This is a genomic window from Micromonospora trifolii (assembly GCF_050516465.1).
Taxonomy (GTDB): domain Bacteria; phylum Actinomycetota; class Actinomycetes; order Mycobacteriales; family Micromonosporaceae; genus Micromonospora; species Micromonospora trifolii.
In genome coordinates, this window is the sequence record NZ_CP191526.1 from 4,343,599 (window position 1) to 4,366,155 (window position 22,557).

Here is a 22,557-nt window from a genome sequence, read left to right on the forward strand (position 1 = left end):
CGATCGGGCACCACAACTGCAAGATCGACGCGGGCCAGCGCGCGGGCTAGCGCGCGGGACAGCGCGCGGGCAAGATCGACGCGGGCCAGCGCGGGACAGCGCGCGCAAACAGGGACGCCCGGGCGCCGAACCACGTCGGCGCCCGGGCGTACGTGTGCCTGGGGTCAGGCGACCGGTTCGCGGGCCGAGTCGGCGTCGCGCTCGGGGCCCGGGGTGATGCGGGGGTCGCCCTCGTCGGCGAAGTAGTCGTCCGGCTCGGTGCCGTCGACGCCTTCCTCGACCTTCGCGGCCCGCAGTGCCAGCGTCACCAGCGCCGCCACGGCCAGGTTGACCGCCACCGCCACGATGCCGACGTAGATCGTCCGGGTGGTGTCGAACCCGAATTCCGACAGCGGGAACGCCGAGCCGCCGAAGTGCTTCCGGGTCGGGCTGGCCACCTGGTAGAGCATCCACATGCCCAACCCCATGCCGGCCACCCAGCCGACGATCAGGCCGGTGCGGTGGAACCAACGGGTGTAGAGGCCCAGCGCCACCGCCGGCAGCGTCTGAAGGATGATCACGCCACCGATCAGCTGGAGGTCGATGGAGAACTGCGGGTCGAGGAAGACGATGCAGGCCACCGCGCCGACCTTCACCACCAGCGAGGTGATCTTCGAGACGTTCGCCTCCTGGGCCGGGGAGGCGTCCCTCTTCAGGTACTCCTTGTAGATGTTGCGGGTGAACAGGTTCGCCGCCGCGATCGACATGATCGCCGCGGGCACCAGCGCACCGATGCCGATCGCCGCGTACGCGACACCGGCGAACCAGTCCGGGAACTGCTGGTCGAACAACAGCGGGACGACGGTGTTGCTGTCGACAGTGCCTTCCTTCGCGCCGGGCAGCGGCTTCACGCCGGCCGCGATGGCCATGTAGCCGAGCAGCGCGATCAACCCGAGCAGCAGGCTGTACGCGGGCAGCGCCGACATGTTCCGCTTGATCACGTCGCGGTTCCTGCTGGCCAGCACACCGGTGATGCTGTGCGGGTAGAGGAAGAGCGCCAACGCCGAGCCGAGCGCCAACGTCACGTACTGAAGTTGGTTGTTGCCGTTGAGCAGGATGCCGTCGTTCGGGTTGGGCGAGGCGTCGAACTTCGCGTCCGCGGCGGCGAAGATGTCACCCCAGCCGCCCAGCTTGTACGGCAGGTAGATGACCGCCACCAGGATCACGATGTAGATCAGGCTGTCCTTGACGAACGCGATCAGCGCGGGCGCGCGCAACCCCGACTGGTACGTGTAGGCGGCCAGGATGGCGAACGCGATGATGATCGGCAGGTGTCGGGCCAGCGCGTTGTCGCCGGTGACGCCCATCGTCTTGAGCACCGCCTCGATGCCGATCAGCTGCAACGCGATGTACGGCATGGTGGCGACGATGCCGGTGATCGCGATCAGCAGCGCCAGCACCGGCGAGTCGAACCGGTTGCGGACGAAGTCGGCCGGCGTGACGAACCCGTGCCGGTGCGACACCGACCAGAGTCGCACCAGCACCAGGAAGACCAGCGGGTAGATGACGATGGTGTACGGCACGGCGAAGAACCCGGCCGCGCCGGCACCGAACATCAACGCCGGCACCGCCACGAAGGTGTACGCGGTGTAGAGGTCACCGCCGACCAGGAACCAGGTGATCCAGCCGCCGAAGCTGCGCCCGCCCAGCCCCCACTCGTCCAGGTGCGCCATGTCCTTCGGTGCCCGCCACCGGGCGGCCACGAAGCCCATCACGCTGACCAGGAGGAACAGCAGGGAGAAGACGATGATCTCGGTGAGATGGTCGCGCCACATCAGCGGCCTCCCCGCTTCTTCGTCATCTGGTAGACCAACGTGGTGGTGCCGACGCCGAGCAGGATGAAGGCCAGTTGCAGCCAGTAGAAGCGCGGGAAGCCGAAGACCCGGGGCGAGTCGCCATTGAAGAACGCCGGGATCAGCGGCACCACGATGGGGATGAAGAGCAACCAGTTCCAGGGGCTGTGGTCCTTCGCCCTGGTCGGCGCCGTGGGCGGCGCCTCCGGTTCGGGTGCAGCCATCTGACACACCTCCGGGGAGTCGTGGCTCTCGATGTAACGGCCGGAGGCTACGACTCTGTGATGGCGGCCACCTTGCCCGCTCGGAGGGTGCTGCGCCGAACGGCCGGCCGGCTGCGCCGAACGGCGCGCCCGACCGGCCCTACGAACGGAGGGTGCGGCGGCTCAGTCGAGCGTGGAGAGGTGGGCGGTGTCGTTGACAGTGCGCACGGCCACGCCACCGTCGGGCCACATGTCGAGCACCGAGATGCCGGCCGCGTCCAGGAAGAGCCGGTGCAGGAAGCCGTCGCCGGCCGCGAGGGCGTCGCGCAGCACCAGCTTGATCGGCGAGACGTGCGAGACGACCACCACGGTCTCACCGGGGTACGCGGTGAGCAGCCCGCTGATGACGCGGTGCGCGCGTTCGGCGACGTGGGTGAACGACTCCCCACCCGGCGGCGCGATCCGGGGTGAGGCGAGCCAGGCGTCCATCTCCCCCGGCCACTGCTGGCGCACCTCGGCGAAGGTGCGCCCCTCCCACTGGCCGAAGTCGCACTCGATCAGGTCGTCCTCGGTGCGGACCGGCACGTCACCGAGCGCCCCGGCGATCGACGCCGCGGTGGCCGTACACCGGGACAACGGTGAGCTGAGCACGGCCGCGACGGACGGGGCCAGCTCGGCCACCCGGGTGCCGGTGGCGCGGGCCTGGGCCCGGCCACGCTCGGAGAGCGGCACGTCGCCGCGCCCGGAGTAGCGGCGCTGCTCGGTGTACTCGGTCTCGCCGTGCCGGACCAGGATCAGTCGGGTGGCGGTGAAGGTCGGCCGTGGCTCCCAGGAGGCCGGCGCGGTCGCCGGGTCGCTGCCGACGATCGGGGTGGCGGGCGTCGTCGAGGGCTGGCCGGTGGTTGCAGCCGTCGCAGGACGGGCGGGGGCCGCAGTCGCCGGGGGGCGACCCGCGGCGGCGTCCATGGCGGCGTTGGCGAGGGCGTCGGCGTGCCGGTTCTGCTCGCGCGGAATCCAGCTGAACCGGACCGCTGTGAACCGGCCCACCAGCGCGGCGGCCTGGGCGGCGAGGGGCCGCAGGCCGGGGTGCTTGATCTGCCACCGGCCGCACATCTGCTCGACCACCAGCTTGGAGTCCATCCGGACGTCCACCTCGGCGGCGCCCAGTTCGGCGGCGGCGGTCAGCCCGGCGATCAGGCCCTGGTACTCGGCGACGTTGTTGGTGGCAGTGCCGAGCGACTCGGAGCGCTCGGCGAGCACCTCGCCGGTCTCCGGGTCGCGGACCACCGCGCCGTAGCCGGCGGGGCCGGGGTTGCCCCGGGACCCACCGTCGGCCTCCATGGAGACCACGCGCGGCGCCACGACCTACAGGCCCGACTCGTTGGTGCGGACCATGATCCGTCGGCAGTCCTCGCAGCGGACCACGTCGTCGGGGGCGGCCTTGCGGATCCGGGCCAGGTCGGCGCCGGACAGGTCCAGGCGGCACCCGCCGCAGCGGCCCCCGGTGAGCAGCGCGGCACCCAGCCCGGTGTCCTCGCGGATCTTGTCGTAGAGGTTGACCAGCTCGCTGGGGAGGTCGCCGGCGAGCGGCTGACGGGCGCCCCGCTTGAACTCCTCCTCCTTGGTGATCTCGGCCAGCGCTTCGTCGCGGCGCTGCTCGGTCGCGGCCCGCTTGTCCCGGGTCTCGGCCAGCCGCTGCTCCACGCCGTCCAGTACGCCCTGCGCGGTCTCCCGCTGCTCCATCAGCTCCAGCTCGGCGTCCTCCAGGTCGCCCTGGCGGCGCTTGAGCGAGACCAGCTCGTGCTGGAGCGCCTCCAGCTCACGGGCCGGGCCGGTGCCGGCGGCAAGCCGGTTCTCGTCCTTCTCCTTGCGGGCCCGGACCTGCTCGACGTCCTTTTCCAACCGGGCGATGTCCCGGTCCAGGTCGTCCACCGCCACCTGGGCGCGGACCCGCTCGTCCTCCATCGACGACAGCTCCCGGGCCAGCGACTCCAGCTCGGCCCGCTCGGCAAGCGTTCGCCGACGGTGGGCGAGCTGGGCGAGGTTGGTGTCGATCGCCTGGAGGTCGAGCAGGCGGCGCTGCACCTGAGGGTCAGCCTTCACGGTCGGGCTCCTTGTCGTCCACAACGGGTGCGGCGGCGTGCACGGTCCACGGGTCGGTGTCCAGGTCGGACACCAGCGTCTCGACGTCCAGCGCCTCCCGGAGGAAGGCGGCCAGGTCGTCCAGCCACGGTCGTTCGGTCGCCCAGTGGGCGGCGTCGATCAGGGCGGGACCATCGGCGGCGAGGTGCTCGCCGGCCGGGTGGTGCCGCAGGTCGGCGGTGAGGAAAGCGTCCACCCCGGCGGCGGTCGCGGCGCCGAGGAAGCTGTCCCCCGACCCGCCGCTGACGGCGAGGGTACGAACCATACGCCCGGGATCCCCCGCCGCGCGAACTCCCCAGGACGTGACAGGGAGCACCGCTGCGGCGTGCCGGGTCAGCTCGGCGAGGGTCATCGGCTGGGGCAGCTCGCCGATCCGGCCGAAACCCCGGTCGTCGCCGTGGGCGGGCGAGCCGGGCGCGGGTCGTTGAAGTGGGCGCAGACCGGTGAGCCCGAAGCGGGCGGCGAGGGCGTCGGAGACGCCCGGGGAGGCCACGTCGGCGTTGGTGTGCGCCGCGTAGAGCGCCACCCCGGACCGGATCAACTGGTGGATGATCCGCCCCTTGAAGGTCGTCGCGGCGACCGAGGACACCCCGCGCAGCAGCAGCGGGTGATGCGAAACGATCATGTCCGCGTCGGCGGCGAGGGCTTCGTCGACCGTTTCGGGCACCACGTCGACAACGCAGAGCACCCGGCGGACCGGGGCGGCCGGCTCACCGAGCACCAGGCCCACCCGGTCCCACTCCTCCGCCCAGACCGGCGGAAAGCGCCGTTCCAGCGCGGCCACCACGTCGCTGACTGTGGGGGCGGATCCGCTTGTGCTCACGGCGGGCCAGCTTACCGGCGTCGGGGCCACCGGGCGGTGACACCCGGCCCGGCCGCTTCGGGTGGAAGATCTGCCGGACGCGCTAGGCGGCGCTCCAGGAGACGGTCTGCAATGCGGCCAGCGGCATCGCCCAGGGGAAGGCGTGCAGGTGCTGTTCCCCAGTGCCGGGCGGATGCAGAGCGATCACGTCGTCGCCGAAGAGCACCGTGACGCCCCACTCGGCCAACCGCGCCACCCCGGCACGAAACGCCGGGTGGCAGGCCATCGCCGCGTTGGTGTACGGCACCGCCACGATGGGGACGCCCTTGCCCTGGGCCTCGACCAACAGCCCGAGCGCCAGGGTGTCGGTGATCCCGGCGGCCCACTTGTTGACAGTGTTGACGGTGGCCGGGCAGACGATCATGGCGTCGGCGGGCGGCAGCACGTCCGGGTCACCGGGATTCTTGTAGTGCGTCCGCACCGGGTGGCCGGTCTGCCGAATCAGGGCCGACTGGTCGACGAACTTCGCGCCGTCCGGCGTGGTGACCACGCAGACGTCCCAACCGTCCTGTTGGGCGAGGTCGACCAGACGACCGACGTGCCGGGCCAGCGGCGAACCGCAGGCGATGACGTAGAGCACCTCGCGGTGCCCGCTGTTGTGCGCTGCACCGGCCATCAGACCGGCTCCGCGCTCATACCCCTACTCCCATGTGCTCAGCCAACTCCGCTACCGGAGAAGGCGGCGCACCACGTGTGCGACGGAGGATGTCGGACATCACCTCGTGCGCGATCGGCCGGCAGCGGATCTCCGACGGGGCGAGCCGATCACCGAGCAGCAGCATCTCGCCGGCGTTCGCCACGTCACCTATCTGGGCGTACCCGCGGGCGATGTCGAGCAGGTGGTGGGCGCGGCGCTCGGGCAGCAGCGCGTTGAAGGAGGGCTCCGCGATGCGCAGCTGGTGCACCTCCACGGCCCGCCCCCCGTCGCCCAGCTCCACGGCGGCGGCGGCCCGGTGCAGCTCGACGTTGGTCGGACCGAACGACGTCCAGTAGTGGTTGTGGTCGCCGCCGAGCAGGGTGGCGGCCTCCTGCGCGCAGTTGATCAGGTCGTCGACGCTGGCCGAGTCGCCGATGCGGGACGCGGCCATCGCGCCCTGGAGCAGCAGCATCCCGTAGACGGAGAGGCGGGCCGGAGAGACCTCGTTGCTGCCACCCGGTGCCAGCCGGTTGGCGATCTGGACGTTCAGCTCCAGCGCGGGGCGAGCCCGGCCCATCGCGACCAGGGCGTTGCACACCCGGGTGGTGGCGATCCCGGCCAGCAGCGGGTCGTCGGCCCGCTGGGCCACCGCCATCGACCGGTCGGCGGCCAACCAGGCGAGCTCGCACTCGCCGAGCTTGCGCAGCACCGAGGAGGCGATCTGGTAGACCTGGCCGAGCAGGTGGGCCGCCTCGGCGGCCTGCTCACCGCCGTAGGCGGCGTCGGCCGCCTGGGCGTCGCGCAGCAGCTTCGGCAGCGCCCGGGTGAGCATCCCGTAGCGGCCGTACTGGTAGGTGAGCCAGGCGTGGTTGACGGCCTTGCGCATGTCGTCCATCGGCGGCGGGTACGGCGCCGCGTCGAAGTACGCGCTCATCGAGTCGTAGCGTTCCAGCGCCGCCCGGATCTCCTGCACCTCGACCTGGTCGATGCAGTTGAGGGCGTCGGCGCGCCGCTCCGGGTCCTTGCCCATCAGCAGCTGGACGTCCATCTGGAGGATGTCGGCGATCTCGTAGAGGACGGAGAACTTGTCCAACCGCCGGACGCCGCGCTCGACCTTGTCCACCCAGCTCTTGGACTTGCCCAGCCGGTCCGCGAAGACCTGCTGCGACATCTTGCGTCGCCCCCGCCAGTAGGCAACTCGCCGTCCTATGGGTAGCTCGTCCATCTCCCCATCCTCCCCTGCCACCGACGACCAATCGAGTCGGAGCGATGTCTGCGGGTACGGCGACTGCCGTTCACTTTCAGGTTTTCGCTGGTCGCACAGGATGTACGTCAGCCGTACAGCTAGTCCTCGTAGTTTTCGTGCAAGTTGCACGAGCCGTTCGTCAACCTCAACGATCGTGGGTTACGGCAGTGACGGTGCTCGACATGCGACCTGGCGAACGCCGGGCCCGACGAGAGGAGTTGGCACACATGTGGGGGAATGTCGTACCGCGCGTTGCCGAACTGTCGCCGCTGGAACGGGTCCGGCTGCGCCGGGTCGCCATCCGGTACGCCGTACACGGCTGGGAGGTCACCCCGGGTGCCTGCCTGGCCCGCAGCCGCTTCGTCTGCGGCCGGGCCGGCTGTCCCACAGTGGGCTGTCACCCCGCCCTGGAGAACTGGGAGCTGGCGGCCAGCGCCGACCCGGCCCGGGTGGCGACCTGGTGGCGGAGCCGACCGCACGGGGTGCTGCTGCCCACCGGCCGGGCCTTCGACGTGCTGGAGGTGCCCGCCCACCTCGGCCGGCACGTGCTCGACGCGGTCCAGATCCACCCGGCCGGCACCGGCGTACGCGGGCCGGTGCTGGTCACGCCCACCGGACGGTGGATGTTCCTGGTCCGCCCCGGCGATCCGCTCCGGCCGGAGTTGGAGCACTGCTTCCACGTGGTCCGGCACGGGCCGGGCTCGTGGATCCCCGCGCCGCCCACCCGGCTGCCGGAGGGCACGGTCCGCTGGGCGGTCGCCCCGGAGCAGGCGCGCTGGCAGCTCCCGGATTCGTACCTCGTGCAGAACACGTTGATCGGGGCGCTGCGCGCTGCCGGGGTGACGCTCGCCCCCGACCTGCTCCCCGGTCACCTGCCGCTGCCCCGACGAGGCATGTGAAACCGGCCCGGTCGACGATTCGATCCGGTGCCCGACAGCGTCGCCGGGACACCGGTCCTCGTTGACATGGCAAGAGCGCGAACGCGCGCCACGAACGGGGGAACGATGTCCAGCAACGACAGAGCGCCTCACCCCGGCGGCACCGAGCCGCCCCGGCGCAGCCACCCAGGGCGCCGCTGGGCCGGCACCCGACCGTCCGGCTCCCGCCCCGGCCGCCCACGCCCCACCGGCTCCCGCCCAGCCGGCACCCACCGCCCCCTCCGCTAGTCGGTCAGGGGGAGGTCGACGGAGTGGTGCTGGCGGGCGTTGTCGGTTATCGCCGCGTGGGTGTGGTCGTTCAGGCGGGCCAGCCAAGTGAGACCGGGGGTGCCCATGGCGAGGGCGGCGGTGGCGTACGCGTCGGCCACCCCGAGGTCGGTGCCGACCACCGTCACCGAGCGCAGCCCACTGGCCGGTGCGCCCCGGCGCGGGTCCAGCACGTGCCGGCCCCGCTCGTACACGCCGGACGTGGCCACCGCCAGGTCGGTCCCGCTGAGCACCAGGCAGGCCGCCATCGCGTCCCACGGGTGCCGGATGCCGATGCGCCAGGGCTCCCCGGACGGCGACAGGCCCCGCACCCGTACGTCACCGCCGGCGTTCACGCAGTGGTTGACGGCACCGGCGGCGACGAGGCGGTCCGAGGCGACCTGAGCCGCCCAGCCCTTGACGAAGCCGGACGGGTCGAGCCGACCGGTGGCGTACGCGTCGAAGAACCCGTCGGTGGCGCCCCACAGGTCGGCGCAGGTCTCCAGCACGTACCGCAGGTCCGCGGACGCCTCGGAGAGCAGCACCTCACCCCGGTCGAAGCGGCACACCTCGCTGTTCGGCTGGTAGGTACTGAACCGGGCGTCCACCTCGCGCATCCAGGCGAAGACCTCATCGGCCAACTCGCGCAGCGTCGCCGGTGGCAGGTCGTCGGCGAGGTCCAGGGTGATGGCCGTACCCATGATCTGTTCGACCCGGCACAGCCCCGGTCGGGTCAGCGTGGCCCGCACGTCAGAATGCCTGCTCGATGGCCGACCGCAGCGACTGCTTGTAGGAGTTGCTGGTCTCGGTGGCCCCGGAGACGGTGTTGAGGTTCGCGTTCTGCTTCTGCACCACCTCGCCGCCGCCGCCGTCGTAACGGTTGCGGACGTCGCCGCTGTGGATGTCGGATTCACCCCCGCTGGGCAGCGACAGCGCGACGGCCTCGACGATCCGGCTACCCGAGACGACGATCTGCACCTGCACGTACCCGTACTCGTTCTCGAAGCCGTTGCCGGTGACCCGGCGGGTGGTCGACTGGGGTGCCTTGGTGGTGGTCCGGGGTGCGGCCTTCGTGGTGGTGCGGGTGCCGGACGGGCGGGCGGTGCTCTTGGTCGGTTTGGGCGACGTGGGCGCGTCGGCGGTCTTCGACGGCTTCGGTGCCACGCCCGACGGGTCGGCGCTCGGCTCGACATCCTGCGGGGTGGGGTTGACCGGCTGGGCGGTCGGTAGGTTCTGGGCGACCTGGGTGGTGCCCGGCGAGCCCTTGAACACCACCAGCGCGGTGGTGCTGGCGGCCAGGCCGGTGATCGCGAGGAGCGCGCGACGCATGGGGATGCCCTTCCTACAGCTCGAACGTGGCCAGGTGGATCTGCCGCCGGGGCACGCCGGCCCGCCGCAGCGCACGCACCGACTGTTCCACCAAACCGGGCGGCCCGCACAGGTAGACGTCGCGTCGGGCGACGTCGGGCACCAGTTGCCGTAGCCCGTCGGGGCTCATCAGCTGGCGGGGGCCGGGGTCGTCGCGGGAGCCGATGACGTACCAGACGGAGGTGTCGCGCTCCTGGGCCAGCCAGTCCAACTCGCGGCTGAGCAGCACGTCAGCCGGCGTGCGGGCCCGGTAGATCAGCGCGGCGCCCGGCGGCAACTCCTCCAGCATCGCCCGGATCGGCGTGATGCCGCTGCCGCCGGCGATCAGCAGCGCCCGCTCGCGGAGCCGGTGCGCGGCGGTGAAGGTGCCCGACGGGCCTTCCGCCCAGACCCGGGTGCCCGGTTCCAGGTCGCGCAGGTCGGCGGTGTGGGTGCCGACCACCTTGACGGTGACCCGCAGCCAGCGGCCATTGGCGGCGGCGGAGACGGAGAACGGGTGCGACTGCCACCAGCAGCCCCGGGTGAGGAACCGCCAGCGGAAGTGTTGGCCGCCGAGCATCGCCAGCCGGCCGAGCCGCTCCCCGGTGAGGTAGATGGAGATGGTGTCGGTGCTCTCGGCGACCACGTCGGCGACCCGCAGCTTGTAGCGCAGGTTGAACGCCAGCGGCGCGATCACGCGGCCCCAGAGCAGGGCGGCGATCACCAGCAGGTAGAGCGCGATCCAGCCGGTGCGCACCGGGCCGGGCTTGTACAGCTGCGCGCCGTGGGTGAACTGGTGGCCGAAGCCGAGCAGCAGGATCAGGTAGCTGGACAGGTGCAGCAGGTGCCACAGCTCGTAGGGCAGTGCCCGCCGGATCGCCCGGACGCTGCTGAACCCGACAAGCATCATGATGCCGGTGGCGACGAACGCCGAGACCATGTCCTCATAGTCGCCGAGCAACGTGCCGACCTCGGCGAGGATCGACTGGTTACGCAGGTCGGCGTAGCCGACCAGGATCAGCGACATGTGCGCCAGCACGGTGACCAGCAGGGTGGCGCCGACGTCCCGGTGCCAGCGGGCCATGTGCTCGCCGCCGATCCACCGTTCCAGCATCGGCAGTCGACTCATCATCAGCACCTGCACCAGCAGCAGGTAGCCGGCGATCAGGCCGGTGATCCGGCCGGCCGCGGTGACGGTGGCCGCGGTGCTCCGCAACGATCCGGCGGGGGTGCCCAACCACCACGGCAGCACGCTGGCGAGCAGGCCGACCAGGAGCAGCACGCCCAGCAGCCGTCGGCCGCCGGGTCCGCGCCGGGCCGGGATCTGCGGGGGTACGGGCGCAGCCGACCGGCCGCCGTGCCGGGACGAGGTCCCGGTACGACGGCCGGCGGCGTGGGTGTGCGAATGCGTCACGCGTACAGCTTCATCGGGGCGTACTTCTGGCGGGGGAAGACCTTGTCGACCTCCGCGTTGGTGAGCCCGAACCGGCCCTGCGCCACCGCGCCGTAAACGTTGAACATGTTGTTGTACTCCGGCACGTCACCGGAATCCAGCTTGTCCAGGCCGTTCCAGGTGCCGAGCAGCGAACCGGCCAGCTTCTTGCCGGAGAGCAGGGTGACCACGCCGCCGTGCCCGTGGTCGGTGCCGTTGTTGTTGGAGCCGACCCGACGGCCGAACTCGCTGGACACCATGATCGTCACGTCGGCGGCCTTCGGGCCGAGGTCGGTGAAGAAGGCGGCCATGGCGCTGGCCAGCTCGTTCAGCCGGCGGTGCAGCTGGCCGCCCTCGCGGGTGCCCTGGTTCTCGTGGGTGTCGTAGCCACCCATGCCGACGGTGGCGACCCGCACGTTGGCGCCGCCCTTGATCAGCTGGGCGAGTTGCTGGAACGCGTTGCCGACGCCCTCGTACTTGACGCCCTCGGCGGGCTGGTACGGCTTGGCGGCGAGCTTCTGGGCGGTGGCCAGCGCGCCCATGCCCTCCTGCACGGCCTCCTCGACCGGGTGGTTGATCCCGGTGAAGAGCCCCTTGATGGCCTTCTCGGTGGCGGCCCGGAACCGCTCGTCACCGTTGAGCCGCAGGGAGCCGACGTTGTTCAGCGACAGCGCGCCGTTGTTGCCGACCAGCGAGCGGGGCAGGGTGCTGCCGATGCCGACGCTGCGGAACGCGGTGCCCTTGCCCAGGTTGTCGACCAGACCGTCGAGCCAACCCCGGCCGCCGGTCTCGTTGGGCAGCCCACCCAGGTTGCAGGCGTCGGCGGCCTGGAAGTGGCTGCGGGACAGCCGCTCGTCGGAGACCGCCGGGATGAAGCCCAGCTGACCGGCCGTGAGCCACTTCTCCAGCGGCTTGAACGCGCTGGTCAGCTTGAAGCCGCGGCCCAGGGCCAGCGAGTCGTTGCCGAGCAGCAGGTCGGGCCGGGCCTTGTTGAGCACCGCGTCGTTGTCCGGCGCGATCAGGCTCAGGCCGTCCAGCCCGCCGTAGAGGAAGACGTGGATCAGGGTGCCGGTCTTGGTCGCCGCGAACGACGCCGAGGTGGTGACGAACTGGGCGGTGGCCAGCGCGGTGGCGGTGGCGGCGGCACCGGCGACGAAGGTCCGCCGGGTCACGCCGCGACCGTCCTGCTGGGCCTCTTCCAGGTTCTCCAGGGTGCGGTACCTGTCGAACTCGGCGGCGTTCTCGGCGGCGACGATGTCCGCCTCGGCGCGCAGCAACGCCTCGGCCGGGTTGTCGGCCAGCCGTCGCACGTCGGGGCATTCGGGGTGCAGGGGGAAAGAGTTGTACACAGTCTTCTCCATCGGGTGCCTCACCGGAGGTGGTGCTGGGGGGAAGCGAGGATCGCCCGCGCGACGGCGGTGATGGCCCCGTTGAACGTGGCGTCGACCTTGGTGGTCGTCGCCACACCGGCCACGCCGAGGATGAGGTTCTTCTCCCGCGTGCTCAGCTTCTGGCCCACCAGCCGCAGGGAGAGCGCGTCCACGTACGCCCCGGCCGTCGCCGGCGGCTTGGCGACCAGCTTCTCCGGCGCCGTGTACGTGAAGGTGGTCCGGTAGCCGGCGAGGATCTCGCCCGCCTCGTTCCAGCCGTTGACCATGGTGCCGGCCGAGGTCCAGGCGACGTAGACGTCCGGGTAGCCGTCCGGGGTCGGATGACCCATCGGGGACTGGCCCAGCTCGCGCATCTTGTCGTGGATCTGGCGCAGCCCCCGGGCGTACGCGGTGCGCTTGCTGTCGCCGTTGTTGTGCTTCGGCGACGCCTCCGGCGAGACACCCAGGGTGCGGTACGTGGCGACCAGGTACTCCATCGGCCGGCGCACCTTCTGGCCCACACCGGCCCAGAACTCCGAGGAGCAGAACAGCGTCATCAGGACCGGCTTGATCATGCCCTTGTTGGTCGTGTACGTCTTGGCCAGCCGGTCCACCAGGGACTTCGGCGGGGTGTCCGAGACGAACCGGGTGGCCAGGCTCTGCGCCACGTACTTCGCGGTCGACGGGTGCGTCGCGATGTAGGTGATGTACGCGTCGATCGCCGCTTCGGCCTTCTTCGGGTCGGCCGAGTTGTTCGCGTGGGTGAAGCCGAGGATCTTCACCTTGCCGACGTAGTGCTGCTCGGGGCGGAAGACGTACTTGCCCTTGTCGTCGACACCGCGGCCGGTCTGCAGCATGGCGGCCTGCCGGACGTCCGGCTCCTTGTAGCCGCCGTCGACGCCGACCGAGTAGAGCTCGAGGTTCTCCCGGGCGAGGTTCTCGTTGATCGCGTCCTTGCGGGAGTCCTTCTGGTTCAGGTAGATCAGCAGCGCCGGGTGCTTGTTCGCGGCGACCAGCATCTCCGGGTAGCTACCCAGCGCGTGCTTGCGCACGACGTCCTGGTCGAACGAGTTGCGGTACACCTCGCCGCCGTCGAAGTCCGCCGCGACGTGCAGGAAGTCGTTCCAGAAGTCGACCATCACCTCGAACAGCTGGCGCTTGGACCAGATCTGCCGGGCGATGGTGGCGTCGACCATCTCCCGCTCCGGCTGGGCGTCCCGCTCGTTGAGCTTGTCCCGCTGGTCGCGCAGCTGCTGCACGGAGAGCTTCTGGGTCGGCAGCTCGGCCAGCTTCAGCTCACCCTTGCTCGGCTCCAGCTTGTCCGGGTCCAGCTGGGCGCGGATCCAGGCGTCCATGCCCTCGCGCTTGATGTCGGCGACCACCGCGGGCGTCGCGCCGAAGGTGGCGCGCCGGGCCAGGTGCAGGATCGGGTCCTTGGCCAGCACCGTCTTCACGGTCACCTTGGTCGCCGCCGCGGCAGCGGCTGGGCCGGAGAAGGTCCGCCCACCGGCCGGCGCGTTCTTCTTCAGCGCCTCACCGGCCCGGGAGCCCATGTAGCTCTCGTTCTGCTCGGTGTAGGTACGCACGGTGCTGGGCTGCTGGCCGCTGGGACGCGCCGCGGTGCCGTCGGTCACCGTGCTGCCGGTCGCGTCGCCGGCCGCCGCCTCGTCGCCGAAGAGGCCACGGATCTGCGGGGTCATGGCGAGCGCCGCGCCACCGGCGACGACAGCGGCGGTGCCGCCGAGGGCCACCATCGCCTTACGTCGGCCGACCTTGCGACCCGGCTCGTTGTCATCGTCGAGGGTGGGCAGTCCGGTGCCGGCCGGTCGTGCCGGGGCCGGGCGGCCAAGGCCCTCCGGGCCGACCCACTGCGGACCGCGCGGGGCCGGCGCGGGCTGCCCGGCGTACTGCTCACGCGGGTCGGCCTGCGCGGCGTAGCCGCCCTGGTAGGGGTGGGGCGAGTCGTAGCCGTAGGGCGCGGGCGTGTGGGGGTCGCCGTAGCCGTCAGCGCTGGGGTGCTGATGTCCGTCCCAACCGCGGTCGTCCCGCGGTCGACGTGGTGGCACATTCTGGTCGGCCATGTACCAATCCCGATTTCTGATGAGCGCCGAAAGCTGCTACCGGGCAGGTGCGGCAGGTGCGGCGACTGTTGCCTGAGGGGGTTGCTACGGCAAGGTAACCAAGGCCCCAGGGCCCTTCAAGGTGGCCGGAACCCACTCGTGAGGGCACTTAAGACAGCGCTCAGTGCGACCTCGGCGGCGGGCGGCGGGACGGGCCCGCCCGCAGACCTTCCCAGCAGGGCGTACGCGCGGCAGCCGAGCACGGATCGGACCTCGCGGCCGTACGCGGCAGTTTCGACGTCGTTCAACACCAAAGGCAAACTTAAGGTTCAGGTAAGCCGGACATGAAGCGCGCTCGCTCGGAGGAAAAGTAGCAACAGCGGGCGAGCGTGAGCCGCCACCGCAGCGGGTATGCCGCCGAACCGCTGAACGCGTGAGGGGAAGGCAGCGCCATGCTCAGCAAAGAGGATCAGCGCAGATTCGACCAGATCACCCGTCAGCTCCGGGAAAGTGACCCAGCTTTTTTCAACCGGCTGGACCACCGGGCCCGGGCCCGCAGGGGCCGCTACCTGATGTTGTTGACCATCGTGCTGTGGGCGTCGCTGCCGGCGATAGCCGTGTTCGCCGGTCGACTCACCGGCGCGATCTGCGCGGTGGTGCTGGTGGCCAACGCCGCGATCATGTGGCGGTTCCGCCGCCGCTGGACGTGACTGTTCAACCGCTCAACAGGACGGCTCAACCGGTGGACGTGACAGCTCACCGGTCGGCCGGACCGAACGCCCGGTACGCGCGGCGCAACCGTTCGAGCAGTCCCGGCCCACCAATGGCCGGGGCGGGCGCTCCGAGCTGGCGAAGCAGCAGGTCGGTGCCGGTCACCAGTCGGGGCGGCCGATCCGGCAGCGGCACCGGCGCCGACCAGAACCGGTCCGCCGTCTCCGCCAGCGGCGTCGCCGACAGCCCGGCGAGCGCGCGGGCGGCACCGACCGGTGCCACCGCGTCCACCGTCGACACGTCACCGTCCGGTCCGGACGGTGAGTCGACCGGTGGGGGCGGTGGGGTGGCACCGGTTGTCGCGGCCCGCCGGGCGCGGAGTTCGTCGAGCAACTCCGCCCGGGACCGACCGCGCCAGTGCAGCAGCTCGAACGGGTCCGCGTCGAACGCCTCGGCCAGCAGGTAGAACGTCGCCGCGAGGTGCTTGCACGGCACCGCGAAGTCGGGGCAGTTGCAGCGCTGGGTCAACTCGTCCACGGCGGCCGGGAAGAGCGGCGCGCCGGCGGCGGCGAACAGCTCCTCCAACTCGTCGGGGAGGTCCCCGGCGAGCAGCCGGGCGCTGAAGAACGCCTGCCCGGCCAGCTCGTCCTCGATTCGGGACCAGAGCGCCGCCGGGAACGGCTTCAGCGCGATCGACACCTGGTACGGCTGCGGCCGGGAACCCTGCACCACCGCGTCGACCCGCCCGGGAGTGATGTCGAGCGTGAGCACCTGACCGGCCCGCGCGTACGACCGGCCCCGGGTCAGCCGGGTGCCGAGCGCGAACGACTCCAGCACCTCCAGGAAACGCCGCGACCACCAGGACCGGCCGATCGCCCCCCGGGCGCTGCGCGCCCGCAGACCCCCGTCGACCCGACGCGGGCGCCCGTAGTCGGCAAAACGGTCGGTGCTCACACCGACGCTCCGCTGCGCTCCGCGCCGACTTGAGGCCCAAGGCTGCTGTGCCTGATGGTTCGCTCGCTCCGCTCGCTCACTCGACCACCGCGCCGGCTTCCAGGGCGAACAGATCCCTCAACTGGCCGGTGGACAACTCGGTGATCCACTGCTCGCCGGTGCCGACCACTCGCTCGGCGAGGCTGCGCTTGTCGGCGATCAGCGCGGCCACCTTCTCCTCGACCGTGCCGGCGCAGACGAACTTGCGGACCTGCACCCGTCGGCTCTGCCCGATCCGGAACGCCCGGTCGGTGGCCTGGTCCTCGACCGCCGGGTTCCACCACCGGTCCACATGCACCACGTGGTTCGCGGCGGTCAGGGTCAGCCCGGTGCCGCCGGCCTTGAGGGACAGGACGAACAGCGGCGGACCCTCCGCCGACTGGAAGCGCTGCACCAGGGCGTCCCGCTCGGCCTTGCCGAGGCCACCGTGCAGGAACAGCACCTCCCGGCCGAACCGCGCCGACAGGTGACCCCGCAACATCGCACCGAACTCGGCGTACTGGGTGAAGAGCAGCGCCCGCTCCCCCGCCGCCAGCACCTCCTCCAGGATCTCGGTGAGCCGGGCCAGCTTGCCGGAGCGGCCCTCCAGCGGCGAGCCGTCGCGCAGCAGCTGGGCGGGGTGGTTGCAGACCTGCTTGAGGCGGGTCATGGTGGCCAGGACCAGGCCACGCCGCTCGATGCCGTCGCTGGTCTCGATCCGGGCGAGCATGTCGTCGACCACCACCCGGTACAGCGCGGCCTGCTCGGCGGTGAGGTTGCAGAGCACCTCCATCTCCAGCTTCTCCGGCAGGTCCGAGATGATCGACGAGTCGGTCTTGAGCCGGCGCAACACGAACGGGCCGGTGATCCGGCGGAGCCGCTCGGCGGCCTCGGCGTCGCCGTGCCGCTCGATTGGCTCGGCGAACCGTTTGCGGAACGTCGCGGCCGGCCCGAGCAGACCCGGGTTGGCGAACTGCATGATCGACCACAGGTCGGCGAGGCGGTTCTCCACCGGCGTACCGGTCACCGCCACCCGCTGCCGGGCGGGCAGCGCGCGAACCGCCTCGGCCTGCCGGGTCGACGCGTTCTTGATCGCCTGCGCCTCGTCCACCACCACCCGGTGCCAGTCGATGCCGGCCAGGTCGGCGGCGTCGCGGGCGGCCACCGAGTAGGTGGTGAGGACCAGGTCCGCGCCGTGCGCGGCCGCGGTGAACTCCGCCCCCCGCGCCCGCTCGGCACCATGGTGTACGTGTACCCGCAGCTCCGGGGTGAACCGGGCAGCCTCCCGCTGCCAGTTGCCGACCAGCGACATCGGACAGACCAGCAGGGTCGGCCCGGCCTCCGGTGGGTCCCCGGCGAGCAGCGCGAGCAGTTGCACCGTCTTGCCCAGCCCCATGTCGTCGGCGAGCACACCGCCCAGACCGAGTGAGCGCAGGAAGGCCAGCCAGGCCAACCCCCGCTGCTGGTACGGCCGCAGCGTCCCCTGGAAGCCCGGTGGCGGGTCCAGCGGGGTGAGCCGCCGCTCGACCGCTCCCGCGAGCAGGTCGCCCAGCGCCCCGTCGGCGGTCACCTCCAGCACCGGCAACTCGCCGGTGGCCTCGCCGTCGGCCAGCCCGAGGCGGAGCAGGTCGGCGACGGTCAGCTCGCCCGCGGAGCGGAGCAGGCGCAGACCGGCGGCGAGCCGCCCCGGGTCCAGCTCCACCCACCGGCCGCGGAGCCGTACCAGCGGGGTCTTCGTCTCGGCCAGCGCCGCCAACTCCTCGGCGGAGAGCGGCTGGTCACCGAGCGCGATCTCCCAGCGGTAGTCGACCAGGGCGTCCAGACCGACACCGGCGTCGGCGCCGCCCACAGTGCCCGGCGCGGTGCGGCTGCGCGCTCGCAACCGGGCACCCAGTCGCGCCGACGGACGCTGCCACCAGGACGGCAGCAGCACCCCGAAACCGGCCGCGTGCAGCACCGGGGCACCCGCGCTGAGGAACCGGTGCGCCCCCTCGACGTCGAGTTCCATCGACTCCGGGGCGGCGGTACGCAGCGCGGCGTCCAGGTCCGGCCAGAGCCGGCTGGCCCGGCCCAGCTCGGCGAGGAGCGTCTCCTGCGGGCTGGTCGTCCGGCCAACGAGGCCGCCGAGGGTCTGCGGCGCTCGCCAGATCTCCCCGGCGTCGACGTGCAGGCCGGGCTCGTCCGCGGCCTGCAACCCGAACTCCAACCGCCAGCGCCCGGCACCGATCGACGCGGCCGACACCGACGCGCTGTCGACAGGCACCGGCACTGGCGCACCGTCGGCGGACGCCGGCACCGGCGCACCGTCGGCGGACGCCGGCACCGGCACACTGTCGGCGGACACCGCCCGGGTGGCCAGGATCGGTTCGGTGACCTCGTCGGGGGCCGGCTCCACCAGGCGGAAACTGGCCCGCACCGGGCCACCGGCGGCGTCGCGCTGCCAGGCGTCCAGTTCGGCGGAGAGGGTGGCCAGCCCGGCCGGGTCGATGGTGAAGTCCCGCTGCGGGCCGGCGAGCGCGGCCAGCCAGGCCGGTGCCGGACCACCCGGGCGCAGCCCTCGGGCCAGCGTGGTGGCCGCCAGCGCAGCCCGCGCGGCGGCGTCGGTCAACGCATCCAGCGCATCAGCGACCAGCGCGGCAGCGGTCAGCTCAGGTCCGCCCGAACCGACGGTCGCCGGGGCGGAGGTGGCGGCGCTCCCGGTGGGCCCCTGAGCAGCCGCGGCGGTGGGCGGCGGCAGCGCGGCGGTGGCGGACGGCTGGACGGCGGCTCGGGCCGCCGGCGGAAGGGCCAGCGCCAACGAGCGCGCCCAAGCGGCGTCGGTGCCGGTCAGCAGCGGACGCCAGACCGCCTGCGCGGGCCCCTGCGCGGGCCCCTGCCCGGCACCGCCCGACGCCGTCGTCGTCGTACCAGCGCCGCGCATCCAGTCACCCGCCGTCGCGCCAGTGTCGGACGTCTGGTCGGCCGTCGTCGCGCGCACGCCGGGGAGGACGCGGCCACGGGTCACCAGGTCGGCGGCGAAGTCGGCCAGCTCGGCGAGGTGCCGCAGGGTGGCCCCGGCCACCGCCGGGATGTCGTCCAGGGCTTGCAGCAGCGAAAGGGTGTCGTCCGGGGCGTACACCAGGGTGGGGACCCGCCACCCGGCAAGGGTGAGCCGGCCGCGGGCCGCAGGTGCGACGGTGGTCCGGATCAGCTCGGGTGAGTCGGTCGGCGCGCCCGCCAGGGTGGGCAGGGTGAGTAGTGCGGTGTCCGGCCGGCTCGGCTCGGCGGCATCGGCGAGGACGGCGGCCAGGTCGGTGTGGCCGGCGGCGAAGGGGTGTGGGCGTTCCCGGGCCGCCCGGCCCGAACGCGGAGCGGGAATCGGTGCGGCGCTGTCCTCGGCCCAGACGGCGAGGCCGCCGGTCGAGCTGCCGCCGGGCAACCACAGCCCGTGGATGACCAGCACCTGCTCCCCCTAGTCGCCGCCCGCCCCCAGAATAGGCGGCCCGCCTGACCAGGCGTCCGCACCCACCGGCCCACCCGCGCCGATCTTGCAGTTCGTGTCGACGTTCTGCGAACGGTGCACCTTTTGTCGCCACAGAAAGTGCAAGATCGCGGGACGCTGGAGGTGGGAGCGGCAACGGGCTAGCGTCAGCGTCGTGGTCGATCTGCTGGTTCTTGGCGGGCTTGGCGTGGACGTACGGGTTCGGGTGCCCGCGCTGCCGCTACCGGCTGCCGATTCCCACACCGTCGAGCCGATCGAGCTGCGGATCGGCAACACCGGTGCCGGGGTGGCATTGGCTGCCCGGGCGCTCGGCCTGCGGGTACTGGTGGTCGACACCCTCGGTGCCGATCCGGCCGGTGAGCTGGTCCGGGCGGCGTTGACCCGGGCCGAGGTGCCGGCGTTGCTGGCCGAGCACCGGGGCGGCACCCGCCGGTCGGTGAACCTGGTGGACCCGCGCGGGCGGCGCACGTCGCTGTACGACCCGCGCCCATGGCAGGGTGGTCCACCGTTTCCCGCCAGCGAATTGGCCGCACTGGTCCGCGACGCCCGGCACGTCCACCTCTCGATCATGGATTGGGCGGTGCCGTTGCTGCCCGCCGTGCGGGCTGCCGTTCCGGCGGGCGTGGCACTCTCCACCGACCTGCACGACTGGGACGGCGAGAACACCTACCATCAGCCGTTCGCTGAGGTCGCCGACCTGGTTCTGCTGAGCGCGGTGCGGTTGGGCGACCGGGCCGCGTCGCTCGCCGGCACGCTGGCGCCCCGGACGGTGGTGGTGACCCGCGGCGCGGACGGCGCCGAGTTGTACCCGGGTGACGGCACGGCGGTGCCCGTGCCGCCCACCGTCCCGGACAAGCCGGTGGTGGACAGCAACGGGGCAGGCGACGCCTTCGCGGCCGGCCTGATCGCCGCTCGGCTTCGCGGCGAGCCACTGGCGCGTGCCGCCCGGTACGCGGGGCGGGTTGCCGCTGCGGCCTGTACGCATGACGGGATGGAGTACCCGCCGGGCCTGTTGCCCACCGGTTGACGGTCGACGGCGTGCGCCGACCGAGGCTCAGAGCGCGCCGGCCTCGCCGTCGGTCAGCTCGCGCAGGATGTCGGCGTGGCCCGCGTGCCGGGCCGTCTCCTCGATCATGTGCACCAGAATCCAACGCACCGACACCTCACCGAGCTGCGGGTGCGGCACCACGTGGTCGAGGTCGACGCTCGCGGCGACCGCCCGGGAGCGGGCGCAGGCCCGCTCGTACGCCTCGGTGATCCCGACGATGGTTTCCTGGTCGCCGAGCGTGAAGCTGGCGACCGCGTCCTCCTCGGAGGTCAGGTAGACGTCGCCGGGCTCGGGGGCCAACAGGGTCGGGAACCAGTTCCGCTCGACCAGGGTCAGGTGCTTGACCAGCCCGGCGAGCGTGGTCGCCGACGGCACCAGCCGGCGGCGGGCGTCGGCGTCGGAGAGACCGCGCAGTTTGCGCAGCAGCACGGCCCGGTGGAAGTCGAGGAACGAGGTCAGGACGGCGCGTTCGTCGCCGGTGCGGGCGAGCACCGGACCGAGCGTGGGATCGATCGTCTGCTCCATCCGCCGACCCTAGCCACGGGCCGGGTGCCCCGCTGCCCCGCTATCCGCTGCGGGCGGGCGCTGCGCCGGGCAGGATGGGCGCATGGCTTCATCCGTGCAGATCCTTCTCGTCGGCGGCACGGCGGACGGGCAGACCATCACCGTCGAACTGGACAGCAACGGCCGTCCGCCGCTGACCCACCATCACCTCGGCTCCGGTGGGCTGGCCAACGCGCAGATCTACGAGTTGGAGACCGCCCGCGAGGAGGCCCGCGAGTGGCGCTACCGGTGGACCGGCCCGGCGGTGTGACCGCCGCTCAGACCCGGGTCAGGGCCTGGCTGCGCAGGCTCTCCAGCACGCCACGGGTGACCTCCGAGGTGCCCCGCGCCTGATCGCACACCTCCGCCACCCGTCGTGCGGTGGCCTCGGCCCGTTGCTCCCGCTCGTCCCAGAGTCGGTCGACCTCGGCCAGCAGCGGCCCCTCGACCTCCCGCTCCACGCCGCGTAGCGCCGGCACGCCGAGGCGTTGGGCCAGGTCGAAGACCTTGCCGGCGTACGGCAGGGGCAGGAACGGCGTACCGACCATCGCCGCGAAGATCAGGAAGTGCAGGCGCATGCCGACGGCCAGGTCGAAGTGGCGCATCAGCCCCAGCACCTGCTGCGGAGTGTAGGTGCCGTGCAGGATTCGACCCCGCTCGGCGGCGACCATGTGCGACAGCACCCCGTGGGCGTGCCGGATGTCGTCGCGCTCCATCGGCACGAACAGCACGTACGCGTCGATCCGGTGCACCAGGAAGTCACCGATCTGGGCCAGCAGCCGGTGGTAGCCATCCACGTCGAGGCGTTCGGCGGCCCGGCCCGGCTCCCGCACGCTTATCCCGACCAACCGCTTACCGACCGGCACACCCTCCTCGGCCAGCAGGTGGGCCGGGAACTCCTCCGGTTGCAGGAGGAACGCCGGGTCCGCCGTGACCGTGATCGGGTTGAGCAGACCGGCTTCCTCCAGCACCATCCGGGACTCCTGGTCCCGGACGGTCACCTGGGTCGCGCTGGAGAGCGTTTCCCGGACCATGCCGGTGTCCACCCCGTCGCTGAGCGGCCCGACCCCCACCGCGTACGTGATCAGCGGCAGGCCCCGTTCCTGGGCCACCCGGACCACCCGCAGGTAACGGCGGGCCTCCCGGTCGTACAGGATGCCGCCGCCGCCCAGGATGAGCAGGTCGAGTTGGGCCAGGACCAGGGCCGAGTCGGTCCGGCTCACGCCCTCCCAGGGCACCGCTTCGACGTCCGGGTGTGCGGCCCGGGTGTGCTCCGGGTTCCTGGAGAAGACGATGATCCGGGCGTTCGGTTCCTGCGTACGCAGATCGGTGAGCAGGCCGGTGAGGATCGCCTCGTCGCCGAGGTTTCGCCCACCGTACGAGCCGAGCACACCGATGGTCAGTCCGGCGCCATGCGTCATCCGTCGCTCCTCCCCAGGTGCGGTCCGCGCCGGTTTCCCGCTGGGCAGGTGAACAGTCCTGCCGAA

General features: G+C 72.0%; 20 protein-coding genes. 4 read left to right on the forward strand and 16 right to left on the reverse strand.

From position 1 onward, the window contains the following. Positions 1 to 164: 164 nt before the first annotated feature. From mctP to ACQRWP_RS20060, 7 genes are all read right to left on the reverse strand, one after another. Positions 165 to 1,814: a monocarboxylate uptake permease MctP gene (mctP, locus tag ACQRWP_RS20030; RefSeq protein WP_430496847.1), complete on the reverse strand. Its 1,650-nt coding sequence runs from the start codon at positions 1,812 to 1,814 to the stop codon at positions 165 to 167. Beyond that, positions 1,814 to 2,056: a DUF3311 domain-containing protein gene (locus ACQRWP_RS20035; protein WP_091409411.1), complete on the reverse strand. Its 243-nt coding sequence runs from the start codon at positions 2,054 to 2,056 to the stop codon at positions 1,814 to 1,816. The genes mctP and ACQRWP_RS20035 overlap by 1 nt, the downstream gene beginning before the upstream one ends. A 162-nt stretch (positions 2,057 to 2,218) precedes the next feature. Then, positions 2,219 to 3,397 carry a bifunctional RNase H/acid phosphatase gene (locus ACQRWP_RS20040; protein ID WP_430496849.1) on the reverse strand — a complete coding sequence of 393 codons (1,179 nt, stop codon included), beginning with the start codon at positions 3,395 to 3,397 and terminating at the stop codon, positions 2,219 to 2,221. 3 nt (positions 3,398 to 3,400) lie between these two features. Next, entirely contained in the window at positions 3,401 to 4,138 is a 738-nt protein-coding gene (locus ACQRWP_RS20045) for a zinc ribbon domain-containing protein (protein WP_430496851.1), read from the reverse strand. Further along, positions 4,128 to 4,964: a Nif3-like dinuclear metal center hexameric protein gene (locus tag ACQRWP_RS20050; RefSeq protein ID WP_430503235.1), complete on the reverse strand. Its 837-nt coding sequence runs from the start codon at positions 4,962 to 4,964 to the stop codon at positions 4,128 to 4,130. The genes ACQRWP_RS20045 and ACQRWP_RS20050 overlap by 11 nt, the downstream gene beginning before the upstream one ends. A gap of 118 nt (positions 4,965 to 5,082) precedes the next feature. After that, the gene (locus ACQRWP_RS20055) at positions 5,083 to 5,655 is read right to left on the reverse strand and encodes a flavoprotein (RefSeq protein WP_238690551.1); all 573 of its coding nucleotides are present in this window, start codon (positions 5,653 to 5,655) and stop codon (positions 5,083 to 5,085) included. Positions 5,656 to 5,671: 16 nt separating this feature from the next. Next, positions 5,672 to 6,901, reverse strand: coding sequence for a helix-turn-helix domain-containing protein (locus tag ACQRWP_RS20060; RefSeq protein WP_238680500.1), 1,230 nt, complete (start codon positions 6,899 to 6,901; stop codon positions 5,672 to 5,674). Between the two features lie 248 nt (positions 6,902 to 7,149). On the opposite strand from ACQRWP_RS20060, the gene ACQRWP_RS20065 reads away from it, so the two are divergent. After that, entirely contained in the window at positions 7,150 to 7,821 is a 672-nt protein-coding gene (locus ACQRWP_RS20065; protein WP_091409390.1) for a bifunctional DNA primase/polymerase, read from the forward strand. 263 nt (positions 7,822 to 8,084) lie between these two features. On the opposite strand, the gene ACQRWP_RS20070 is transcribed toward ACQRWP_RS20065, so the two are convergent. Genes ACQRWP_RS20070 through ACQRWP_RS20090 form a run of 5 tightly spaced genes read right to left on the reverse strand, consistent with a single transcriptional unit; the run spans position 8,085 to position 14,336 of the window. Further along, positions 8,085 to 8,807, reverse strand: a complete 723-nt coding sequence (locus ACQRWP_RS20070; protein ID WP_430503236.1) for an FAD:protein FMN transferase — start codon at positions 8,805 to 8,807, stop codon at positions 8,085 to 8,087. 49 nt (positions 8,808 to 8,856) lie between these two features. Then, positions 8,857 to 9,435, reverse strand: a complete 579-nt coding sequence (locus ACQRWP_RS20075; protein WP_430496854.1) for an FMN-binding protein — start codon at positions 9,433 to 9,435, stop codon at positions 8,857 to 8,859. Positions 9,436 to 9,448: 13 nt separating this feature from the next. Further along, entirely contained in the window at positions 9,449 to 10,867 is a 1,419-nt protein-coding gene (locus ACQRWP_RS20080; protein ID WP_430496856.1) for a ferredoxin reductase family protein, read from the reverse strand. Next, positions 10,864 to 12,246 carry a DUF1501 domain-containing protein gene (locus ACQRWP_RS20085; RefSeq protein WP_396794071.1) on the reverse strand — a complete coding sequence of 461 codons (1,383 nt, stop codon included), beginning with the start codon at positions 12,244 to 12,246 and terminating at the stop codon, positions 10,864 to 10,866. Before ACQRWP_RS20085 ends, ACQRWP_RS20080 begins: the two co-directional genes overlap by 4 nt. Before the next feature lie 8 nt (positions 12,247 to 12,254). Beyond that, positions 12,255 to 14,336 (reverse strand): DUF1800 family protein, encoded by a 2,082-nt coding sequence (locus ACQRWP_RS20090; RefSeq protein ID WP_430496858.1) that lies wholly within the window; start codon positions 14,334 to 14,336, stop codon positions 12,255 to 12,257. Positions 14,337 to 14,767: 431 nt separating this feature from the next. On the opposite strand from ACQRWP_RS20090, the gene ACQRWP_RS20095 reads away from it, so the two are divergent. Further along, positions 14,768 to 15,025, forward strand: coding sequence for a DUF3040 domain-containing protein (locus ACQRWP_RS20095; RefSeq protein ID WP_091409372.1), 258 nt, complete (start codon positions 14,768 to 14,770; stop codon positions 15,023 to 15,025). A gap of 46 nt (positions 15,026 to 15,071) precedes the next feature. Here the strand turns inward: ACQRWP_RS20095 and ACQRWP_RS20100 are convergent, their stop codons facing one another. Beyond that, positions 15,072 to 15,980 carry an SWIM zinc finger family protein gene (locus ACQRWP_RS20100; RefSeq protein WP_430496860.1) on the reverse strand — a complete coding sequence of 303 codons (909 nt, stop codon included), beginning with the start codon at positions 15,978 to 15,980 and terminating at the stop codon, positions 15,072 to 15,074. A gap of 76 nt (positions 15,981 to 16,056) precedes the next feature. Further along, positions 16,057 to 19,440, reverse strand: a complete 3,384-nt coding sequence (locus ACQRWP_RS20105) for an SNF2-related protein (protein ID WP_430496862.1) — start codon at positions 19,438 to 19,440, stop codon at positions 16,057 to 16,059. Between the two features lie 193 nt (positions 19,441 to 19,633). Between ACQRWP_RS20105 and ACQRWP_RS20110 the strand changes: the two genes are divergently transcribed. Then, positions 19,634 to 20,506 carry a carbohydrate kinase family protein gene (locus ACQRWP_RS20110; protein ID WP_430496864.1) on the forward strand — a complete coding sequence of 291 codons (873 nt, stop codon included), beginning with the start codon at positions 19,634 to 19,636 and terminating at the stop codon, positions 20,504 to 20,506. Between the two features lie 27 nt (positions 20,507 to 20,533). Here the strand turns inward: ACQRWP_RS20110 and ACQRWP_RS20115 are convergent, their stop codons facing one another. Next, on the reverse strand, positions 20,534 to 21,052 hold the full coding sequence (locus ACQRWP_RS20115) for a DinB family protein (protein ID WP_354942420.1): 519 nt from the start codon (positions 21,050 to 21,052) through the stop codon (positions 20,534 to 20,536). Between the two features lie 82 nt (positions 21,053 to 21,134). Here ACQRWP_RS20115 and ACQRWP_RS20120 point away from each other — a divergent pair, with 82 nt between their 5' ends. Beyond that, the gene (locus ACQRWP_RS20120) at positions 21,135 to 21,341 is read left to right on the forward strand and encodes a hypothetical protein (RefSeq protein ID WP_210783471.1); all 207 of its coding nucleotides are present in this window, start codon (positions 21,135 to 21,137) and stop codon (positions 21,339 to 21,341) included. Between the two features lie 7 nt (positions 21,342 to 21,348). Here the strand turns inward: ACQRWP_RS20120 and ACQRWP_RS20125 are convergent, their stop codons facing one another. Beyond that, positions 21,349 to 22,491, reverse strand: coding sequence for a polysaccharide pyruvyl transferase family protein (locus tag ACQRWP_RS20125; protein ID WP_430496867.1), 1,143 nt, complete (start codon positions 22,489 to 22,491; stop codon positions 21,349 to 21,351). Positions 22,492 to 22,557: the final 66 nt, after the last annotated feature.